The organism is Agrobacterium sp. 6Ca8, from assembly GCF_055382765.1.
Window position 1 is genome coordinate 57,707 of the sequence record NZ_AP026435.1, and the last position, 18,093, is coordinate 75,799.

Annotated in this window: 16 protein-coding genes and 1 pseudogene; 8 read left to right on the forward strand and 9 right to left on the reverse strand. The window is 54.7% G+C overall.

What is annotated here, in order from left to right:
• Positions 1–143: 143 nt before the first annotated feature.
• Together ACZ5A6_RS23815 and ACZ5A6_RS23820 are read right to left on the reverse strand one after the other, a co-directional pair.
• Positions 144–2,084 carry a methyl-accepting chemotaxis protein gene (locus ACZ5A6_RS23815; RefSeq protein WP_112402614.1) on the reverse strand — a complete coding sequence of 647 codons (1,941 nt, stop codon included), beginning with the start codon at positions 2,082–2,084 and terminating at the stop codon, positions 144–146.
• Between the two features lie 525 nt (positions 2,085–2,609).
• A complete protein-coding gene (locus tag ACZ5A6_RS23820; RefSeq protein WP_464111543.1) occupies positions 2,610–3,041 on the reverse strand; it encodes a winged helix-turn-helix transcriptional regulator in 432 nt (143 codons plus the stop codon).
• Between the two features lie 127 nt (positions 3,042–3,168).
• Here ACZ5A6_RS23820 and ACZ5A6_RS23825 point away from each other — a divergent pair, with 127 nt between their 5' ends.
• The 3 genes from ACZ5A6_RS23825 (at position 3,169) to ACZ5A6_RS23835 (ending at position 5,209) form a co-directional block, all read left to right on the forward strand.
• Positions 3,169–3,465 carry a YciI family protein gene (locus tag ACZ5A6_RS23825; protein ID WP_065662666.1) on the forward strand — a complete coding sequence of 99 codons (297 nt, stop codon included), beginning with the start codon at positions 3,169–3,171 and terminating at the stop codon, positions 3,463–3,465.
• 69 nt (positions 3,466–3,534) lie between these two features.
• On the forward strand, positions 3,535–4,314 hold the full coding sequence (locus tag ACZ5A6_RS23830) for an SDR family NAD(P)-dependent oxidoreductase (RefSeq protein WP_464111544.1): 780 nt from the start codon (positions 3,535–3,537) through the stop codon (positions 4,312–4,314).
• Between the two features lie 79 nt (positions 4,315–4,393).
• On the forward strand, positions 4,394–5,209 hold the full coding sequence (locus tag ACZ5A6_RS23835) for an oxidoreductase (protein ID WP_112683017.1): 816 nt from the start codon (positions 4,394–4,396) through the stop codon (positions 5,207–5,209).
• A gap of 387 nt (positions 5,210–5,596) precedes the next feature.
• Here the strand turns inward: ACZ5A6_RS23835 and ACZ5A6_RS23840 are convergent.
• Positions 5,597–6,262 (reverse strand): annotated as a pseudogene (locus ACZ5A6_RS23840) (NADPH-dependent F420 reductase); the annotation flags it as partial.
• A 236-nt stretch (positions 6,263–6,498) separates the two neighbouring features.
• On the opposite strand from ACZ5A6_RS23840, the gene ACZ5A6_RS23845 reads away from it, so the two are divergent.
• From ACZ5A6_RS23845 to ACZ5A6_RS23865, 5 genes are all read left to right on the forward strand, one after another.
• The gene (locus tag ACZ5A6_RS23845) at positions 6,499–6,810 is read left to right on the forward strand and encodes a helix-turn-helix domain-containing protein (RefSeq protein WP_464111545.1); all 312 of its coding nucleotides are present in this window, start codon (positions 6,499–6,501) and stop codon (positions 6,808–6,810) included.
• Positions 6,803–8,056 (forward strand): type II toxin-antitoxin system HipA family toxin, encoded by a 1,254-nt coding sequence (locus tag ACZ5A6_RS23850; RefSeq protein WP_464111546.1) that lies wholly within the window; start codon positions 6,803–6,805, stop codon positions 8,054–8,056. Before ACZ5A6_RS23845 ends, ACZ5A6_RS23850 begins: the two co-directional genes overlap by 8 nt.
• A 292-nt stretch (positions 8,057–8,348) precedes the next feature.
• Positions 8,349–9,605: an MFS transporter gene (locus ACZ5A6_RS23855; RefSeq protein WP_078053792.1), complete on the forward strand. Its 1,257-nt coding sequence runs from the start codon at positions 8,349–8,351 to the stop codon at positions 9,603–9,605.
• A gap of 262 nt (positions 9,606–9,867) precedes the next feature.
• Positions 9,868–10,614 carry a methyltransferase domain-containing protein gene (locus tag ACZ5A6_RS23860; protein WP_078053791.1) on the forward strand — a complete coding sequence of 249 codons (747 nt, stop codon included), beginning with the start codon at positions 9,868–9,870 and terminating at the stop codon, positions 10,612–10,614.
• A 225-nt stretch (positions 10,615–10,839) separates the two neighbouring features.
• Complete coding sequence (locus tag ACZ5A6_RS23865) at positions 10,840–11,253, forward strand: hypothetical protein (RefSeq protein ID WP_078053790.1); 414 nt, start codon at positions 10,840–10,842, stop codon at positions 11,251–11,253.
• Between the two features lie 57 nt (positions 11,254–11,310).
• Here the strand turns inward: ACZ5A6_RS23865 and ACZ5A6_RS23870 are convergent, their stop codons facing one another.
• From ACZ5A6_RS23870 to ACZ5A6_RS23895, 6 genes are all read right to left on the reverse strand, one after another.
• Entirely contained in the window at positions 11,311–12,357 is a 1,047-nt protein-coding gene (locus ACZ5A6_RS23870) for a glycosyltransferase family 2 protein (RefSeq protein WP_078053789.1), read from the reverse strand.
• Between the two features lie 72 nt (positions 12,358–12,429).
• The gene (locus ACZ5A6_RS23875) at positions 12,430–13,650 is read right to left on the reverse strand and encodes an NAD-dependent epimerase/dehydratase family protein (RefSeq protein ID WP_078053788.1); all 1,221 of its coding nucleotides are present in this window, start codon (positions 13,648–13,650) and stop codon (positions 12,430–12,432) included.
• An 11-nt stretch (positions 13,651–13,661) separates the two neighbouring features.
• Positions 13,662–14,069, reverse strand: a complete 408-nt coding sequence (locus tag ACZ5A6_RS23880) for a galactosyltransferase-related protein (RefSeq protein WP_464111596.1) — start codon at positions 14,067–14,069, stop codon at positions 13,662–13,664.
• Positions 14,070–15,133: 1,064 nt separating this feature from the next.
• Positions 15,134–15,757: a class I SAM-dependent methyltransferase gene (locus tag ACZ5A6_RS23885; protein ID WP_112403193.1), complete on the reverse strand. Its 624-nt coding sequence runs from the start codon at positions 15,755–15,757 to the stop codon at positions 15,134–15,136.
• Positions 15,758–15,852: 95 nt separating this feature from the next.
• A complete protein-coding gene (locus ACZ5A6_RS23890; protein WP_078053785.1) occupies positions 15,853–16,773 on the reverse strand; it encodes a glycosyltransferase in 921 nt (306 codons plus the stop codon).
• 18 nt (positions 16,774–16,791) lie between these two features.
• Positions 16,792–18,084: a glycosyltransferase gene (locus ACZ5A6_RS23895; protein WP_112403191.1), complete on the reverse strand. Its 1,293-nt coding sequence runs from the start codon at positions 18,082–18,084 to the stop codon at positions 16,792–16,794.
• Positions 18,085–18,093: the final 9 nt, after the last annotated feature.

The window sequence follows — 18,093 nt, forward strand, 5'->3', positions numbered from 1 at the left end:
CGAACTCCTGCTGTCGGTCATCCAATGGAGCAGAAGCTGGATGACAAGCTGATCCGACCCCGGGTCTATTATATGGGGCAATAGGTGCTTATTACAAAAACGCTGGGCTGCTCCGGAGCACGAAATGCTCCGGAGTAGGATTTTCAGAACTCTTCCCAGTTGCCTTGCTTACTACCGCCGGATCCAGCAACTCGGCGTGCTCTTGGTATGCCCACAATGTCGTTAGATGGCAGCGGCGGCGCTGCGGCCATTGCACGGGCTGAAGTGCGGAGTGCTGTGGACTGCACCGAGGCCATCCCGGTCAGGTTGAATTGCGAAAGCTGGGCGGTCAATGACGCAGCTTCTTTTGCAAGACTGTGACTGGCAGCGGTGGATTGCTCGACCATAGCGGCATTCTGCTGCGTGCCCTGATCCATCGCGTTTACAGCACTATTGATCTCCTGGAGACCGATTGACTGTTCTCGCGATGCTTCAACGATCGCACTAACATGCCGGTTGATTTCCTGAACTTCCGAAGAGATGTTCTCCAACGACCTGCCAGCCTCTCCCACCAGATCGACACCGGCCTGCACGTGGTCACCCGAACCGCGTATGAGTGTCTTGATTTCCTTTGCGGCAAGAGCCGAGCGTTGGGCCAACTCGCGTACCTCCTGAGCGACGACTGCAAAGCCCTTTCCAGCTTCACCCGCGCGAGCGGCCTCGACACCGGCATTCAATGCCAGAAGGTTCGTCTGGAACGCAATCTCGTCAATGACGCCGATGATGTTGCTGATCTCCATGGAGGACCTTTCGATCGCCTGCATTGCTGCAACAGCGTTGCGAACGACCTCACCCGATTGTTCCGCTCCCTGACGCGCGCGCCCCACCAGAGCCCCAGCCTCTTCTGCACGACGGGCGGAGTCCTTTACCGCCGTTGTGATCTCTTCGAGCGCCGCGGCCGTTTCTTCGACAGACGCAGCCTGCTGTTCCGTTCGTTTCGAAAGATCGTCTGCAGCAACGCGAATTTCGTTTGCACCGGCGTCGATCCCATGGGCGTTCTGACCGACCTGAAGCAGCGTGTCCTCAAGTTTTTCGAGTGAAGCGTTAAAATTCTCTCGCAGCCGATCAAGCTGTGTCACGAAGGGAGTGGTGATGCGATAGGCGACATTGCCCTGGGACAGCTCCTCCAGGCCGGTTGCCAAACCATCGACAGCGAACTGTGTGTCCGCAGCCTCACGGGCTTTCTGTGCCTCGCGTTCAAGCCGCTCCTTATCAGATAGCGACCGGTTGTTATCCGCCTCATGTTCCAGCCGCAACCGCTCGATAGCGTTGTCGCGGAACACAGCCACGGCTTTGGCCATCTCTCCGACTTCGTCACGCCGATCGGTTCCATGAACCGGTGCCTCGCTCTGGCCTCCAGCGAGCGACAACATACGTTCGCGAAGGGCAGCGATTGGGCCCGTAATGCCGTGTGAGATAAGAACGAGCGTCAGCACAATGCCGACGGCAAAAACAGAGCCGACGACGAGAAGGCTGTAAAAGATCGTGTTTCTCGTTTCCACGCCGAGCGCGGCCGTTTTGTCGGCTATGCTTCTGGAGTAGGCGTTGATCCAGCCGCGCATTTTCGGCAGGGCGACGGCAACCTTTTCATCGGCTTGGGCGAGAAGCTGCTTTGCCTCTGTGTCGCGGTTCGCGGCCCCGGCTTCAATAGCCTTGTCAGTGATGCTGAAGACTTCCTTCGCGTCCGTTTCAAAGGCGGCGAAACTACTTGCCTCGCTCGGAAGTAGGCCTCTGGAATCGTTGATAAGTTCGAAAAAACGCTTCGTGCTTTGCTGGTAATCGTCCTGCGCTACTTTGAACCCATTAGTAGCCGCGTCGTAGGCAAAAGCCTGGTAGGCATCGTAGACGACAGCGACCAACCTTTGGCTGGCAATCGCCATGTTTATCTCGGCCGAGGTCTCGTTTGAAATGAAGTCCGTATAGGTCTCGCCGGACGAACTGTAGTTTTTCGCGATGAGAATGTCGCCGCCAATACCGACAAGACAGAGTGGGATTATGAGCGAAAGGATCTTCGTACGAATGCGGGCATGCTGAAGGAATGACATAGGGGGGGTGCCCTTCGATTCAATGCGGGGGACTGAGCAAGACATTCATTGTCCTGGTCGCGCGCGGGGCATATCAGCTGGATCGCTGCCATAATTGTTATATAGTAAATTTGTTATTTTATTCTTAAATATAAATTAACTTTCTAGTTGAGCATGCACGGCGATTCAAGCATTGATTGCTCACCGCTCTAGGGGGGTGTTAAACCAAGATCGACGCTTACCCGATAATATGTTCGGATTGGCTCCGGTGGCCACTACGCGGAAATAATTTCCGTTTCCGGCGGGTGCACGGGTTCACATCCTGTCGCGCGACAGTTTACCGGACGACCATCTTTATTACTCAACAGCGAAGTCGGTCGACACCGAGACGGTGCGCTATTCGGAGAGAATGGCAGGGCTTCTGTCGGTCGCAGCCCTCGTGTCCACGATACTGCTCTCGACCGACGTGCTTGTGAGGGCCGCCGTGCGCTCAAGCAAGCGGTGACATGCGGAAGCACCAAGTGAAAAGATCGCCATAGATCGACGTCAGCCAGGCATCACGATCTTGATGGGACGCGTCCCGATTTGTTCGCCCGTGGTTCTATCGATCATCACCGGCTCGATTTCCGTGCCCGAGCCTTCATCGAAGAAGCGGGTGAACTCGCCACCGCCGCGATGCTTTCCGCCCCACGCCGCGAGCGCGAAAAGGACCGGGAGAAAGTCCCGCCCTGCATCGGTGAGGACATACTCGTCGCGAGGTGGGCGTTCCGAGTAGCGGCGCTTTTCGAGAAGGCCTTCTTCCGTCATGGCAGCCAAACGTGTCGCCAGCGGTGTCGGCGCAATTCCGAGGTTCTTGCGAAACTCGTCGAACCGCGTGGACCCGGCGTGGGCGTCGCGCATGATCAGCATGCTCCATGCATCGCCCACGAGAGCAAGGCTCCGGGCAATGAGGCATGGCTGGTCCGAAAGATTTTTCATGTGGATCTCATTTTGGTAGTGACTTACTCTTAAAATGATAGTAACCCTTTATCCATCGACATTCCAGCGAAAATTTCTGTTGGCCGTCGAAAACAGCCGGTGCCCAATCCCCATCAGGAAGACGACGATGAAGTTCTATCTCTGCAAATACATACCCCCGCGCCCGGATTTCCTCGCCACGATGACGACCGACGAAAAGACCTGGATGGGCCAGCACGGCACTTATCTCGACAGGCTTCTCGGGGAAGGTAAAATCGTGGCGCACGGGCCTGTCATGGACCCCGCTGGCGGTTACGGCGTCTCGCTTTTTCAGATTGAAGACGACGAAAATATCGAGGCGCTGACCTCGCTGGACCCGATCGTGCAAAACGGCGCTGGCCACTACGAGCATTATCCCATGCTTCACATCAAGCATCGCGGCTGAGTCCGCAAACCCGATGTCTCCTCATGCTACCAATTATCGGCCGTCACGCGACCGACGGAAGGAACCTCTATGACCATCGCACTCATTACCGGAGCGTCCAGCGGTATCGGCGCCGTCTACGCACGACGGCTAGCCGCTCGGGGACACGACCTCGTTCTCGTCGCCCGGGCGACCGATCGCCTCGAAACGCTGGCCGCCGAACTTCGCCAGGCATATGGCATCACCGTCGAGAGCATCACGGCCGACCTTACAGACCCGACGCAACTCGGCACGGTCGCCGGACGCCTGAAGGCAGAGCCGTTTATCGACATTCTCGTCAACAACGCCGGGGCAGGATTGCTCGGCGGATTCACGTCGGCCGATCCTGCGGCGATGGAAACACTGCTTCGTCTCAACGTCGTCGCTCCAACGCTACTGGCTTCCGCGGTAATCGCGGGCATGGTGGAGCGGGGCAGCGGGTCGATCGTCAACATCGCCTCGGTGCTGGCGCTTTTACCCGAATATTCCCACGGCATCTATGCCGCCACCAAGTCCTATGTGCTGACCATGTCGCAGAGCCTAGCCGCAGAAGTCTCTTCCAAGGGCGTAGACGTCCAGGCTGTCCTGCCCGCCGCGACACGTACGGAAATCTTCGAGCGGGCAGGAGGTGACATCAACCGTGTCCAGAACCTGATGGAAGTGGACGACCTCGTCGACGCGGCGCTGATCGGGTTCGACCGGAAGGAGCTGGTGACGATCCCGCCCGTGCCCGACGTCGCGGCATGGGATGCCTTCGAGCAGGCGCGCGGCGTCTTGGCCGCAGGCTTTAGCAACTCCGAACCCGCCGCGCGATACCGCTCCAACTCATGACACTTCGACCTCGCGGGGACCACTTGCAACTCCCGCGCCATCAACACCGCCCTGTATCGGGCGAACGAAAGGAATTGAAATGAACACGAACAATCGTAGCGTCGCCGTCGTCACCGGCGCGGCAACCGGAATCGGTCTTGCCACGGCCAAGGCTCTGGTGTCGGCCGGCTACCAGGTCTTTGGAACAAGTCGGAAGGCGAGGTCGGGGACGGTCGCGGGGATCACGATGCTTGAATGCGACGTGACCGACAGCGCTTCGGTGGCTGCAATGGTCGCCGAAGTCGTCAGCCGCACGGGCCGTATCGACATCTTCGTTAACAACGCGGGCGGGGCCCTCATCGGTGGCGCCGAGGAATCATCCGTTGAACAGGCGCAGGCTATCTTCGATCTCAACGTCTTCGGGATCGTCCGGACGACTAACGAGGTCCTACCGATCATGCGCAGGCAGCGTAGCGGGCGCATCATAAACATCAGTTCGGTGGTTGGCTTCATTCCCAGTCCGTTCAGCGCGCTTTACGCCGCCACGAAACATGCCGTCGAGGGTTACTCGGAGTCTCTCGATCACGAAGTCAGATCGCTCGGTATCAGGGTCCTTCTGGTGGAGCCTGCCTTTACGAACACGGCGCTTGACCACAACGCGAAACAGCCCGACCGCATGACGAGCGTCTACGATGCGGGCCGCAAGACAACGGAAGCCGTGTGGAACAGTGCCATCAAGGCAGGCGATGCGCCGGAGATTGTCGCGGAAGCCGTCGTGAAGGCGGCGACAGTAAAGTCGCCGAAGTTGCGCTACCCCGCCACCAAGGCGGCGCGGCAACTGCATTTCCTGCGACGCTTCGTACCCGCAAGCGCGTTCGACAAGAGCCTGCGCAAGCAGATGAAGCTGCCTGCCTGACGACGGTGACACTCGGGAAGGCGTCTCCTGACGATGGAAACGTCTTCAACTCAGCGACGATAGTGGATGTCCGAGGGCGTTGTTGGCAGAGAGATCTGTCGGTTGATCCATGGCTATCGGCGGAACTGGGCCGGGTTGCTATGCGCGAAGCCGCATAAGCAGAAGTTGATGGAGCGTTTTCGCCGGGGTAGTCGGTCCCGGCTTCCGCGATGCGGCGCTTCTCTAATCGGCGGTTTGAGGTCAAGCGCTTTCGCGCTTACTCAAAGCGAAACGAGTTCGAGCAAAGTCCAATTTCGCCCATATCGGACAAAGAGTGCACCTAACATTTTCACTCCGAAGGTCGCGAATTCAAGTGGCGGCCTCTTCGTTAAGCCGCCCCTTGTTGGGCTATCGCCTCCACGACCCCTCTGGGGGTTCCTTATCCCGTTCCGCCGCAGCGAGCGCCGCAATGACACCGTCCTTATCGAGCGGGATGCAGTAAGCGGGCTTGGCCCGCTCAAAACGCCAGCTATCAGCGAGGGGCCGACGTCTACAGTATCGAACCCGAAGTCCGCTTGTAGGGTGGTCACAATCACCTTGTTGGCGGCATCGTCACCCCCAATCGGCAAGGCACACTTAGCTCTGTTTGGAAGTGCAACAGGATCGAGGAGGTCGTTCTCCAGAATGGCGTTGAACGCCTTGATGATCGTCGCCGCTTGGAAATGGTTTGCGATCAGTTGCGACGTTTTCGTCTCGCGCCGGTCGAGCGCATCGATACTTCCATCCCTATCCGGGTAGTAGTTGTTCGCATCGATGACGATCTTGCCATCAAGGAACTGCGGTGCAAGCTGCGAACGGCACTGTGAGAACCATCACATCGCTGGACGAGGGCAGGTCGGATACAACAGCGGCCTGACAACCAATTTCGGCCGCTGCCTCGCGCAGGGGTTCTGGTCCGCGCGAATTGCTGAGCGTCGCGGTATGTCCGTTCGCGACTGCAAGCCGGGCCAGTGCCTTACTGATATGCCCGGTCCCGATGAAGCCAATCCTCATGCCTTGTCTTCCTGCTAGGCAAGCGTGTTGCCAGGCGGATAGGAGCCGACTTTTAAAGAAGGGTGTATTGCGGGGGTGCTTCCAGTTTCGGTGCCCAGATTGCCTAACGTCCGATCGCTAGAGGAAACAAAATTGATCTGTAAGAAGATCTTTTAGTCTGATATGATCCCTATTAGCGGCATTTAGTTTGACGTGAGTAGATGCTGTGAGATACGTAAACATATCATAATGGGAAAGATGAATCGTTAAGGTATCATATGAAGTCGGATTCGGAGGCTCTTCAGGACATAGGGCGGCTGCTCAAGACATCGCGTAAGACTTTGGGCCTCACCCAGGAGCAGGTTGCGGATATGGCGGGTATATCGCGTCCGCGGTACCGCGAGATTGAGGCTGGAGCCAGCGCTGCCCGTACGACCACTCTGATCAACATTGGTCGTGCGCTTGGTCTGGAACTGATGCTCATCCCGCAGGCCATTGTCCCGGCGGTTGAAGCTTTACTGCAGCCAGGTGGCGCCGACGACGACCTTCCTGCTTTCGTCGCCAGTCCTGATGGTGATGGCAATGTCTGATGCACCTCTTGATCCAAGATCTATAACCTCACTGGACGTCCTGCTGAATGACCTCAAGGTCGGCATGATCGTGAGGACGCCGGGAGACTTCAACGCGTTCAGCTTTGAGGAGAGCTATCGACAGACGGGTGGTTTCCCAGTGCTCAGTTTGTCATTTCGCGCGGCACATGGGGGTCTGCGGAAGGATCCGAAGCCTGCCGCAAGGGCTTTGCCATCGTTCTTTGCGAACCTTCTTCCAGAGGATAAACTGCGCGAGGCTATGGAGAGGCACCATTCAGGCAGCGTGCGAGCAGGAAATGATTTCGATTTGCTTGCGGCACTCGGATCGGATCTGCCGGGGGCTGTCCGAATTGTGCCGAGCGAAGGCAGCGTTGTTCGTAATGAGGGTTTGACACCCCCCAGACCGAAGGCCCGGTTTTCGCTCGCCGGCGTGCAAATGAAACTCTCCGTCATTAAAAACACAGGCAAGGGCGGCGGTCTGACGATCCCCTTAGGCGACGAGCAGGGTTCATATATCGCCAAGTTTCCATCAACATCATTTCCCGCTGTCTCGGAAAACGAATTTGCAAATCTCGCATTGGCCGAAGCGATTGGTATGGACGTGCCGGAACGCGAGCTCGTGGAACAATCGCAGTTCGAGGGTATCCCGGAGGAGTTTGAGACATTGTCCGACGGCAAAGTCCTCCTCGTCAAACGTTTCGATCGCGTTGCCGGTGGTGAACGAATCCATATCGAAGATTTCGCACAGGTATTCGGCGTCTATCCGTCTCGAAAATATGAGGGGGCCTCATATCATGATATCGCTGTGGCTATTGGGGTCGCCGTTTCTTCAGCTTCAGCCCTCGAGTTCGTCCGACGACTGGCTTTGGCTGTGCTGACAGGCAACGGCGACATGCACCTCAAGAATTGGTCGCTGATTTATCGTGGGAAGGGTGACAAGCCGGCACTCGCCCCAGTCTATGATGTGCTATCGACAGTCCCATACATTCCGTCGGACGCTATGGCACTGTCGCTGGCCGGTCAAAGGCCGTTCAAGGCAATGAACGCTCAGCGATGGAAAGTCTTCGCTCATCGTGCGCGACTGCCGGAAGCTGCTGTGCTGAAGGCTGTTACGGAGACGGTGGAGCGCGTCAACCGGTTTTGGTGGTCTCTGCCTGAACGAGCTGTTCTACCCGATAGAGTGTTGGAACGGGTCGATGCCCATATCAAGCTGATGTCGCCGATCCTCGGCACGTGCGCTGATTAGCAATTGGTGTTTTTCCGTAACACGTTAGCAGTTTCGTGGCCCACCAGTCCCGATCGGGTTGCTGGTTCGAATCCCTTCAAGAGCAAAACGGTTTGGCTAGGTTGATGGCCCGAAATGAAGAGCGTTCTCTCAGAAAGCACTGACGTTGTTCGCTAGATAGAGCCCGTTGATCAAACGCGCATCACGGCTCATGGACAGGCTCTTCGACGAAGGGTAGATTAATTTGGTATCCGCTCCCAAAGGTCGCAAAGTCTGCCCTCAGCAGAGATCGGCGATCCTCGCTCGAGGTCAGATGGTAACCGCGATCACCAGCATGCGTCAAAAAACCCCCACGAGATCGGCGATTCTCGGGATATTTCTTTCTGGATTCGCGTCGGCAGCAATTGCCCCATATCAGACGCTCTTAGCACTTCAAACTTTCGGGCTTAACGTTGAAACTTACTCGCTCCTGCTCGCTATCAATTCAGGCGTCGCCGTATTAGTCGCAATCTCTATCGGATCTTTGACTGATAGGTATTCGCAACATCGTGTGACATTCCTCAGATTGAGTGCGGCTTTGGGCGCGGCGGCCTTTCTCCTCATCTTCCTTTCTCGATCGGACTACTTCTTCGCTGTCGCGTTCATCCTGATCCTTCCAATTCCGGCGACCCTACCTGGACAGAACTTTGCAGTTCTACGCGTGCAGATATTGAGCCTCGCAGCAGAACGACGCCCGTTCCTCCTTGCGGCTGGCCGGGCGTCGTCTTCGTTAGCATGGACGATGGCGCCTGCTTTAACGGCTTTTCTCTTATGGCAGGGCACGACACTGGTGTCGCTCACTCTCGTCTCCGCAGCGTGTTATGGAATTTTGCTCTTTCTCATATCGGGCTCCGCAAACCCAATCCGCAGCGATCGGTATGGTGACGGAACAACAATCAAAGGGTTACTATCTCGGACCACAATCGCGCCCCTATTGGCAGCAGGTCTTCTGGACGGCTGCCTCAAACTTTATGGGTTGATTTTTCCACTTCTTATAACGGAAACCTACGCACAAAGCGTGGGCATGCTTGGATTAGCTAGCGGTGGTATCGCACTTTTGGAAATTCCGATGATTTTCGGATGGGCCGTCCTTTTGAAGCGCCTGACCAACCGAAGAGTGTTAACGATCGCAGCGCTCATCGAGGCGATCCACCTGCTTCTGGTTCCATTGATCAACTCTCCAATTCTCTACTATTTATGGCTATTCACCCATGTGATCGCGGCTTCGGCAATCATGAGTGTAAGCATAGGCTACGTTCAGGAGATTGTGCGTGGACCCGGCCTCGGAAGTTCTCTTATTACAGTAACAGGGTTTCTGGGATCCATGATTGCGGCGACACTTTTCGCTTACACTATGTCAGTTGTGGACCTGCACCAGATACCACTTGTCGCCGGCGTCTTATGTCTTGTTGGGGCAGCGATGGTCTCCGTTAATTGGACAGATTTTTTCAAATCTGTGGCCGCGTCGGAGTCAAGCAAAAGTCCACCACAACTTGAGGCAGATAACATCGAGACGCGCGAGGGTATTTGATCGCGCTCTTCATGCGGGAGATCGATTCCCCGACGGCGTGTCTACGTATATTTACTTATTTTACTATTTTCAGCTGATTTTGTTCTTAAATTTGGTGAGTAAATTCTTGATATTTATCCGAATTTGCTGTTTTGTTTTGCTAGTAGATGGCTGGCTGCATCGAAATTTATTATCTTAGGCGCGCGGTACTAGATGGGAGTGAGTGTGGCCTTGAGCCACCGGAGCAGTCAATTTCGCCTTAGGGCAAGAACTGGAGTTCGTGATGAAAGCTTCGGAGACGGACGTGTCTTATCCTGATAGTTTCTATGAAGCTCACCGTGACGGAATGACTCGTTCGGCGAAGGTGGTGCTTTCGGTTTTGTACGAGATCTTCAAACCTGAGTCGGTGATTGATATCGGATGTGGTCGAGGTGCGTGGCTCCGCGAGGCTGGCTCTCTTGGTTCAAAGATTCTGCAAGGGGTTGAAGGTGCCTGGATCGGAAAAGAAGACCTTCTCTCGCCTGAGATTGTTTTGCAGACGGAGGACCTTGAAAACCCAAGTATAGCCGTTTCGATGCGATACGATTTGTGTTTGTCCCTAGAGGTTGCTGAGCACCTACGTCCGTCATCTGCAGAAACCTTCGTGGAGCTTTTGTGTCGAGCGTCGGATGTCGTGCTTTTTAGCGCGGCGATCCCGTTCCAAGGTGGAACAAACCATCTGAACGAGCGGTGGCAAAGCTATTGGGCGGAGCTGTTTCGCACGACGGGCTACGAGTGCTACGACGTCATAAGGCCGAAAATCTGGACAAACAATGCTGTGGAGTGGTGGTACCGGCAAAACATTTTGTTGTTTGCCAGGGAAGGAACTCCGGTGAGTTTCCGATTTCATGCCGAAGATCGCGCGGGCGCAGTTTATGATCTTGTTCATCCTGCTAATTTTGTAAAAAACATCCAATATATTAATAGCACTGAGGCGGAACTGCGGGCGCAGATTGCTCAACTAGAATTCAAATTGCGCAACTTCGACTGATGCTTAGCGGCGGGATTTTAGGGTCGATCCTTGCCCCAAGGACTTAAAAGAGCATGGCAACAAACGTTTCGTATTCACTTGTTCCGTCGATTTCTCGCGAATTGGTTCGGCGATTGATCTGCCCCACTTTCGAGCACAATCGAATTCAGGATTTTTGCTTGACCTCAAGTACTGTTGAGGTCCTACAACCGTAAGATCGTGGTGTTACAGGTATGACGAGCTCCGATGATGGTGATGATGTTCAGGTACTCGACCAAGAAGTTCCCGCTTAGATTTTCGGTAGCGATGGCGATCGGAATATACGTGGTGGCGGTCGCAGTCGCCATATGTATTTTCGCGATCATTGGTACGTTTCTCGGAAAAGCATTTGTTCTTTCAGAGCTTGCGACGGTATGTGTGGTCGGTGTGGCTGCAGGCTTTTCCTCCGTAGCGCTGAGCTCTCACCCTTTTGTACGTCGCCGGATCGCCGTTAGTTCGGTCCCTGCCGTGGTCTTTGCTATTGTCTACTGGATTGCATCAACATCGAAACCTGATCTTTGGCTTTCGAATTTTATCGCGAGCTTCGGTATCGGCGGTGGGGCGGCAGTGCTATACGCTTTGCTACTCCTGAACCCGCCCGTCATTCCGCGGGTGAAGTGAATGTTGCGGACTGCGCGTCCAAAATAAGAGGCAGTTGCCCCTCATATTCTGCGGCATTCAATTACCTTGTCGGTCATCATAGACATGCAAACGGACGTTTCGAAAGCTGGGATTGATCTGAATCGTGACGGCCTTCATGAATTCCCGGCGTGGCATCATCACGGCAATATTGTAGTCAGGAAACCTCTCCCCCGCCTCGATGACCTTAGACAGGGATGGATTGAAGAGCACGTGGCTTTCTTTGCTGGTTGGAATGCCGAAAGCTTGGGTACGAGCGGCGAATTCCATGGCCAAGACGCAGCGCGTCCAGTCTTTCGAGGAACTGCGAGGATCGAAATAATCTTTTACAATGTGCTGGAGCCTTACGGCGAAGCACGGATGCTTATTCTCAAATACGAGCAGATTGGACGACCAGCGTTCAAAGCGGCTCTGCTTGTCCAGTGTCTCGTGGTGTTGATGATATGCCGCAATGGCAGGATTGAAAACGAGCTTGGAACCAGTGGAGACGAGCCTAAAGGCAAATTCGCAATCTTCCAATCCCCAGCCGGTGAAATCCTCATCAAAGCCACCGGCACGCATCAGCGTTTCGCGTCGCACAGCAACGTTATGCCCGTAACATAGGTGCCAACCCATCCTTATCGAACTCATATTGCAGGAAAGTAGGTCAAACACCCGGAAGCGTTCGTCGGGCCGAGAAGGTTGGTGCCAAGGTGCGTCTCCAGAGACATCGGCAGAGTCCGTCAGGAAATTACGTTCTCCAAATTGAATGATGTCGTCCGGGTACTCATCAAATGGCAAGCAACTGTTTTCCACGAAATCCGGCTTCGTCACCTGGTCACAATCGAGAAATATGATGATCCGCCCGGAGGACCGTCTCCAACCGGTATTTCTTGCCGCGCTGATGCCCCGTCTTTCTTGGCTGACGAAGACAAAATGAGGCTCCGAGAATTGCGTCATCAACATCGCGTCCGGTTGTTCGATACTGCCGTCATCTATGACAATGACTTCAAAGCGACGGGATGTGACTTGTTTTTCAAGCGAGGCGAGCGTTGCGCCCAGAGCCGATTGGCGGTCACGATGTGGAATGATGACGCTACAGTCCATAATGTTCCTCTGTCATTGGAGGAGTGCCAGTTTTCTTTAGTTGTTTGATGAGAATACTCGCCTCGCCGCATGTTATGCGTTCTCGGTGGAAAAGGGGCCGGGTCCACTGTTTCCACTGGAGCGATGGTCTGCATGTCGCCAAATCACGCTCGGAGAAATTACATCACCATTCAGGCGTGTGCGGTAGCGGAATACGGTCTGTTGCATCTCCTGAAGCAAATCGTCCGCTAGCGTGTGTGGGCGAAGTCCGAGGTCTCTAAACCGGTTGGATGCGACCGCAAATCGGTGATCTTCCACTTCCCCGCGGGGGTTGGGTATGGTGGCGATTTCGGCTCCGGTAAACCGCGCGACAGTTTCTGCAACGGCGCTGACGGAAAGCGTCTCTGCCATTTGATGATAGACTTGTACCCCTGGTGAGTTGCGGCGTGTGGCAGTGAGCGCGGTTTCGATGCATTTGACGGTGTCAGAAATGTGGATGAAGGCCCTGGTTTGTTTTCCCTTTCCGTAGACGCTAAGCGGGAGGCCGAGACTTCCCTGCACCATAAAGCGGTTAACGACGGTTCCGTAATATTCGTCATAGTCGAAGCGGTTGACGAAATTTTCGTGCATCTGCGTTTCGGCCGTTTGCGTTCCCCATACGATGCCTTGGTAAAGATCAACCACGTCGAGGCCGAACATAGATTGATAGTAATCGAGCAAGACGCCAATCTGAGCCTTTGACGCATGATAGAGAGAGCCGGGGTTGACCGGGAATCGTGCTCGGACGCGAGCGGGGCGCTCGTTGCCTGCGACATAGCGAAAGTCGACGAGGCCTTCTGGGATAACGCCCGGATGATCGCTGTAACCGTAAACGCCGATCGACCCTAGGTGAACGAGCCGTACGCCCCAAAACTCGGATGCGAGCAAATGCAAAACATTCTGAATGGCGAGTATGTTGTTGAAGATTGTGTAGTAACCATTTACTTGGTCCCCCATTGAATACGGGGCTGACCGCTGTGCGGCGAGATGAACGATCGCATCCGGTTTGAATTGCCGGAGTGCAGACCTCAGCCCATCGAAGTTCTCCGCGATATTCAGTGACTGGAATTGTAGGTTTCCCGCGAATTCCGTGTTCCAGGTTATAACGCGGTGCTCAAGGCTAGCGATAGGCGTAAGCGACTGCGCTGCGAGATCGTCGGCAATTCGCCGACGCGATCCATCATCGATGATGAGGACCTCATGTCCTCTGTTGGCTAGATGCAGCGACGTCGGCCAGCCGCAGAACCCATCGCCGCCTGTAACTACAACCTTCATTTTGATCTCCTTCAAACGTCAATTGCGGATGGCCGCTCGGGGAGAGATATTGAGTGTATGAGCTCCTGATCCGGATTTTCTCGCTTGCTATAATTATTTTGCCAGGGACCACCGTTCCGGGCCCAAGCATGAATCTCCGGCGCCCGCTCGTGAAACAGGTGCAGGAAGACACCCCGATGGCGAATGACAGGAACGAGGCCGGCGACCTTGTTGTAGAAATCACGATCTTCGCCGCCCCATCCTGCGAAGCCTTCGTTGAACCCGCCGACACGCTCGAAGATTTCGCTTGTTACCCAAATGCAGCCGCCTGGCGAGTTTTTCGTAAGATAACCTGTAAGTGGGCCCGTGCCTTTCACGCATTGTGAACGAAGGCGGGAAGAACCGAGAATGTCGATAAAGAACATGTCGCGGAAAGGCATGGACGCACAGTCGCCGCGTAGAAGCGAACCGGTAATGCAAATGTCTATGAAAAACCGATCTAGATAGGCGTCGCTGTCTAGGACGCAAAGCAATTGCGGCTTGGTAGGGAGTGAACGATATCCAAGGTTGATGGCGGCCGACTTATTGAAAGGCCCAGAGTCTTTCTGGAACCGATAGATGGCGCCGCTCGCCGTAACCTCGCCCTCATATCGACTGATGGTGTCTGACTCAACGACCACGACGGTTAGGTTGGTAAATCGCTCCCTGGCTTCTGCCAGTCGTTGGAGGGCAAGCCGGAGATTTTCTAGGCGCCCATCTGACGCTGCTATTGCACGAAAGGGAATTATTATCGCGATAGACACCGACGTATCCGAGAATTCGTTCAGTTCCTGGTCAGCGCGGTCGAACGACTGTCGGCAAAAAAGTTGCGTCGATTTTTCGGCGACCTCCGCGGCGACCTCCGTGATAGAAGCGCTCCGCTGAGATCCTGGAGCGGACAGAAAGGCGACGATCGGACCTCTTACCAGTGAGTACAACATCTCATAGTCGACCGGTCCACCTCGGTTAAATTGGAACCTAATATGCTCGGGAACCTCGTAGCTGTGATGCAGAGCGGAGAATGCTTTGGCGTGGATTTCCCGATTTTCCAGCCAGCGTTTCGGATTTATGAACTTTGGATAGGGATCTGCGTGGGTGATCGTGGAACTGATCAGCGCCCGCTCAGTATCAAATTCGCACTCAACATTTTGCGCAAACATATCAATGATCCTCGTTGCGTTCGTCATCAAAAACCGATTGCGGTATGGGTGCCTCAGTGCTTTAGCGCCTTGCACCTCGTCGGGATTAACTGCATCACTTCCCTTCAGTGCTGATGGTCAAATAAAGTGGCCCTTCCATCGGCTAATTCGGTTGTACTGGCAGTACATCCGAGCGAGTACTGCGCCGCGAAGATCTTCTTTGTACGCGAAAGGCCTGGTTACAGTCCGTCTGCCCTCACGACGCCAAGTGCGCTTCACTAAAGTGCGATGGCGTAAGAAACATTCCGGTTCGGCTAACCGTCCAGTCAGTAATGGGCATAGTTCGCGAAAACGAGTGCGGTATCTCGCATGAAGGATGCACCATCCACTTCCGCACATCGACGGATACGATCCGTATCTTCGGCCAATAACCCGCAACCACGGTCTTCGAGATGCTTTATCCAATAATTCGGCGGCTGTAGATTGACATGGTGGTGGCCGCGCTGGCCAGGCAGTGCGTGAGTCATGACTATGATTTTCCCACAGCACAGGCTGGAGAGGACATTGTCGAGATGCTCTTCATCAATGTGCTCAACGACCTCCTGGCACAAAACGAGATCAACGTTGCAATGAACGGCGGATTTCGTGAGATCGTGCATGAGGGTAGGGTAAACTGCGTTCCTGACGTTCTCGCCAAGGCCGTCCACTGCGATAACGCTCACGCCTTGCCTGTAGAGAAAGTCTGCCGCATAGCCGGTGCCGCTCCCTACGTCCAAGGCGGTTCGGACAGCGAAGCGGGATACGACGTACCGCAATACAGACGGGCAGTATGTAAAGGGATCGCCGTACTTGATATTTCCGCCAAGGTGCTTGTGATCCGCTGATAGCGTCGGTACGAGACCGCGATAGTTATTCTTTCGGTTCGATGCGGTTGTCTGTTCCATATTCATCTGCCCCTCCAGGCCTTGGGCGTGCCAACCAGGCAACGGTAACGCAGTCAAAACTCAGGCATTGATGGCACCCGGCTTAACAGCCACTTTGGTGCTCACCATCCAGCGGCCTCAAGAAAGGTTTCATTGAAGACCTGCGGATACATTCCTGCAAGCATCATGCCGTTGAGCCGAAGGTTATAGGGTGTCATCGAGATCAGACTCGATTCCCTGTTCCTAAACTTGCGATGAAAATATTTCTTATTTTCAACATCCGATCGGTCGGACTGTTCATTGTCCTTTTCTTGCGGGTAATGGACCGCTGTTGCCGCTCGGCGGAAGCAAAACCGGTTTCCGGCAACAAAAAGACGATAGCCCAAGTCAAGATCTTCAAAACCCCAGGCTCTGTAGTTGGGATCAAACATTCCAACTTTCATGAGGGCGGAACGTTTTGCGGAAATATTGCAGCCCCAAAAAGCGACCCAGGGTGCAGGCTGTATTGCAAGATCCTCTCCATAAATTGCGTAGAATTTCTCGTCCCGGATATCGTGACCTGATCTCACTGTTTCCAACCGCAGGATGGTCGCGGTAACATCATCGGGATCAACGAGATGCTCGAAATCGGCATAGTCCTCCATCTGTCCGCGGAAGCCATAGGTGTAGCCGACGACTGCAACATCGGACCGAAGGTCCTCGTTGTGACAATTGACGTGCTCATCAACGAAACGTGAGGATGGCAGGACGCCGGCGTCAGTGAATATGCAGATGTCTCCGTTGGCAGCGATGATCCCGGTATTGCGCGCCTCCGCAAGGCGAAAGCCGATATCCTCCTGAAAATGATATTGTAAACAAAGCGCACCGGTGTGTCGCGCCACGATCGCTCGTGTGTCGTCGGATGACCCGTCATCGACGACGATGACTTCAAATGCGTGACGAGTCACTTGCCTCTCAAGGCTCTGCAATGTCCAGTCCAATAACTGCGCCCTGTTATAGGTCGGAACGATAACGGACGCTTCAAAACGATCATCCATGCGCATTCTGCTCTCCCATTCAGTTCAGATGGATCTTGTGGTGACTGTGCCAGGACGAAGAAGCGCGCCGATTATTTCTCGCTGTCTGGTTAAGTAGTCCTCTGTGTCGTGTGCTAGTGCTGTGGCACTTTCGCTTCCCGCCCGGAGGGCGTCGAGAATTGCGCCGGCAGACAGATTGCGGAGCACAACGGAATTCTTCGTTCCGTCGAACGTTCTTATGAACGGTTCGATAGGACTGAAGAGGATTCTCACTTTGTTGGCGCAGAAGACTTTTGCCTCACACGCAACGATTCCAAATGCCTCAAATCTCGAAGCCAGAATGACATACCTAAGGTTACGGCTTGACAGGACAGCATAGGGCGCGTCCGGATCAAATTCCCACCCGATCGTGACCCGCTCTTTCGGTAGCACGTCCGCCAACGCCTTGACACGATTGAGATAGTCTGGCTCGGTCGTAGCGTCCGGCATCAGGAGTGCTAGGTGGTACTCATCAAAGTCCGGATCGGTGAGGAATGTTGCAGCTGCCTCGAGAATGAGATCGAATCCCTTTTGTGGCTTGCAGCGCCCCCAAGAGAATATGAGCGGACTAGCTGTCGGCAGTAGGTCGATAAAATCTGATCGGCTGCCGAATTTTTTCTGATAGCGCGAGGAATTCACGTCGAGCACGTGTTCGAAGGCCAACATGTCGACCGGAGACACGCCATATTGCTCGCGAAGTACTGTTTGGAAAAACTCGCTGACGTACCCCACCCGACCGTGCAGCGAAGTGTGTATTTGTATGGCGTGCCTTTCGAATTCGTACCTGTCCGTATCTATGTCAAATATCGAGCCCAGGCTGTGTGGGACCCAAACACAGGAGAGGCGTTCAGGAGATTTCAAATATCTCATCGTCGCCGCAAACGGCGTGTCGTGAAGGACCGCGACCACTCGATCGTATCGCTCGCAAAGCTCATCCAACTTCTTTGCTGCTTCGCGGCTCAAGAAAGACCATTGCTGAAGAACGGAGTTCATCGAAGTGCCGAACCACATGCTGGTCCACTCGCGAGCGTCCGACAACGTTGGGAGGCAGACGATGTCTCCGCCTGTCGCGGCGCATTTCCGCTTTGTTATTGCCAATAGGTCCTCACGCAGCCCAGTTGCCCCTTCGAGCATTTTAGGAAAAAAACAATGCAGAGAGACCGAAACTTGAGTGCCCGACACTTCTGCTTCGGCCGCCTCCGAGAAGTGTTCAATGAATGAGTTGACGACGACACCGACACCGGTCTCCATGCTTTCCATTCCGTCGATTGCGCACACAACGATCGCAACTTTCTCCATCGGCGCCTC

What these genes read in the sequence shown, in the direction of transcription:
- ACZ5A6_RS23885 (WP_112403193.1), bottom strand. Translation starts at nt 15,757, where the DNA reads ATGAATATGGAACAGACAACCGCATCGAACCGAAAGAATAACTATCGC.
- ACZ5A6_RS23845 (WP_464111545.1), top strand. Translation starts at nt 6,499, where the DNA reads ATGAAGTCGGATTCGGAGGCTCTTCAGGACATAGGGCGGCTGCTCAAG.
- ACZ5A6_RS23855 (WP_078053792.1), top strand. Translation starts at nt 8,349, where the DNA reads ATGGTAACCGCGATCACCAGCATGCGTCAAAAAACCCCCACGAGATCG.
- ACZ5A6_RS23830 (WP_464111544.1), top strand. Translation starts at nt 3,535, where the DNA reads ATGACCATCGCACTCATTACCGGAGCGTCCAGCGGTATCGGCGCCGTC.
- ACZ5A6_RS23815 (WP_112402614.1), bottom strand. Translation starts at nt 2,084, where the DNA reads ATGTCATTCCTTCAGCATGCCCGCATTCGTACGAAGATCCTTTCGCTC.
- ACZ5A6_RS23865 (WP_078053790.1), top strand. Translation starts at nt 10,840, where the DNA reads ATGATGGTGATGATGTTCAGGTACTCGACCAAGAAGTTCCCGCTTAGA.
- ACZ5A6_RS23875 (WP_078053788.1), bottom strand. Translation starts at nt 13,650, where the DNA reads ATGAAGGTTGTAGTTACAGGCGGCGATGGGTTCTGCGGCTGGCCGACG.
- ACZ5A6_RS23880 (WP_464111596.1), bottom strand. Translation starts at nt 14,069, where the DNA reads ATGCCTTTCCGCGACATGTTCTTTATCGACATTCTCGGTTCTTCCCGC.
- ACZ5A6_RS23860 (WP_078053791.1), top strand. Translation starts at nt 9,868, where the DNA reads ATGAAAGCTTCGGAGACGGACGTGTCTTATCCTGATAGTTTCTATGAA.
- ACZ5A6_RS23820 (WP_464111543.1), bottom strand. Translation starts at nt 3,041, where the DNA reads ATGAAAAATCTTTCGGACCAGCCATGCCTCATTGCCCGGAGCCTTGCT.
- ACZ5A6_RS23850 (WP_464111546.1), top strand. Translation starts at nt 6,803, where the DNA reads ATGTCTGATGCACCTCTTGATCCAAGATCTATAACCTCACTGGACGTC.
- ACZ5A6_RS23895 (WP_112403191.1), bottom strand. Translation starts at nt 18,084, where the DNA reads ATGGAGAAAGTTGCGATCGTTGTGTGCGCAATCGACGGAATGGAAAGC.
- ACZ5A6_RS23890 (WP_078053785.1), bottom strand. Translation starts at nt 16,773, where the DNA reads ATGCGCATGGATGATCGTTTTGAAGCGTCCGTTATCGTTCCGACCTAT.
- ACZ5A6_RS23835 (WP_112683017.1), top strand. Translation starts at nt 4,394, where the DNA reads ATGAACACGAACAATCGTAGCGTCGCCGTCGTCACCGGCGCGGCAACC.
- ACZ5A6_RS23825 (WP_065662666.1), top strand. Translation starts at nt 3,169, where the DNA reads ATGAAGTTCTATCTCTGCAAATACATACCCCCGCGCCCGGATTTCCTC.
- ACZ5A6_RS23870 (WP_078053789.1), bottom strand. Translation starts at nt 12,357, where the DNA reads ATGGACTGTAGCGTCATCATTCCACATCGTGACCGCCAATCGGCTCTG.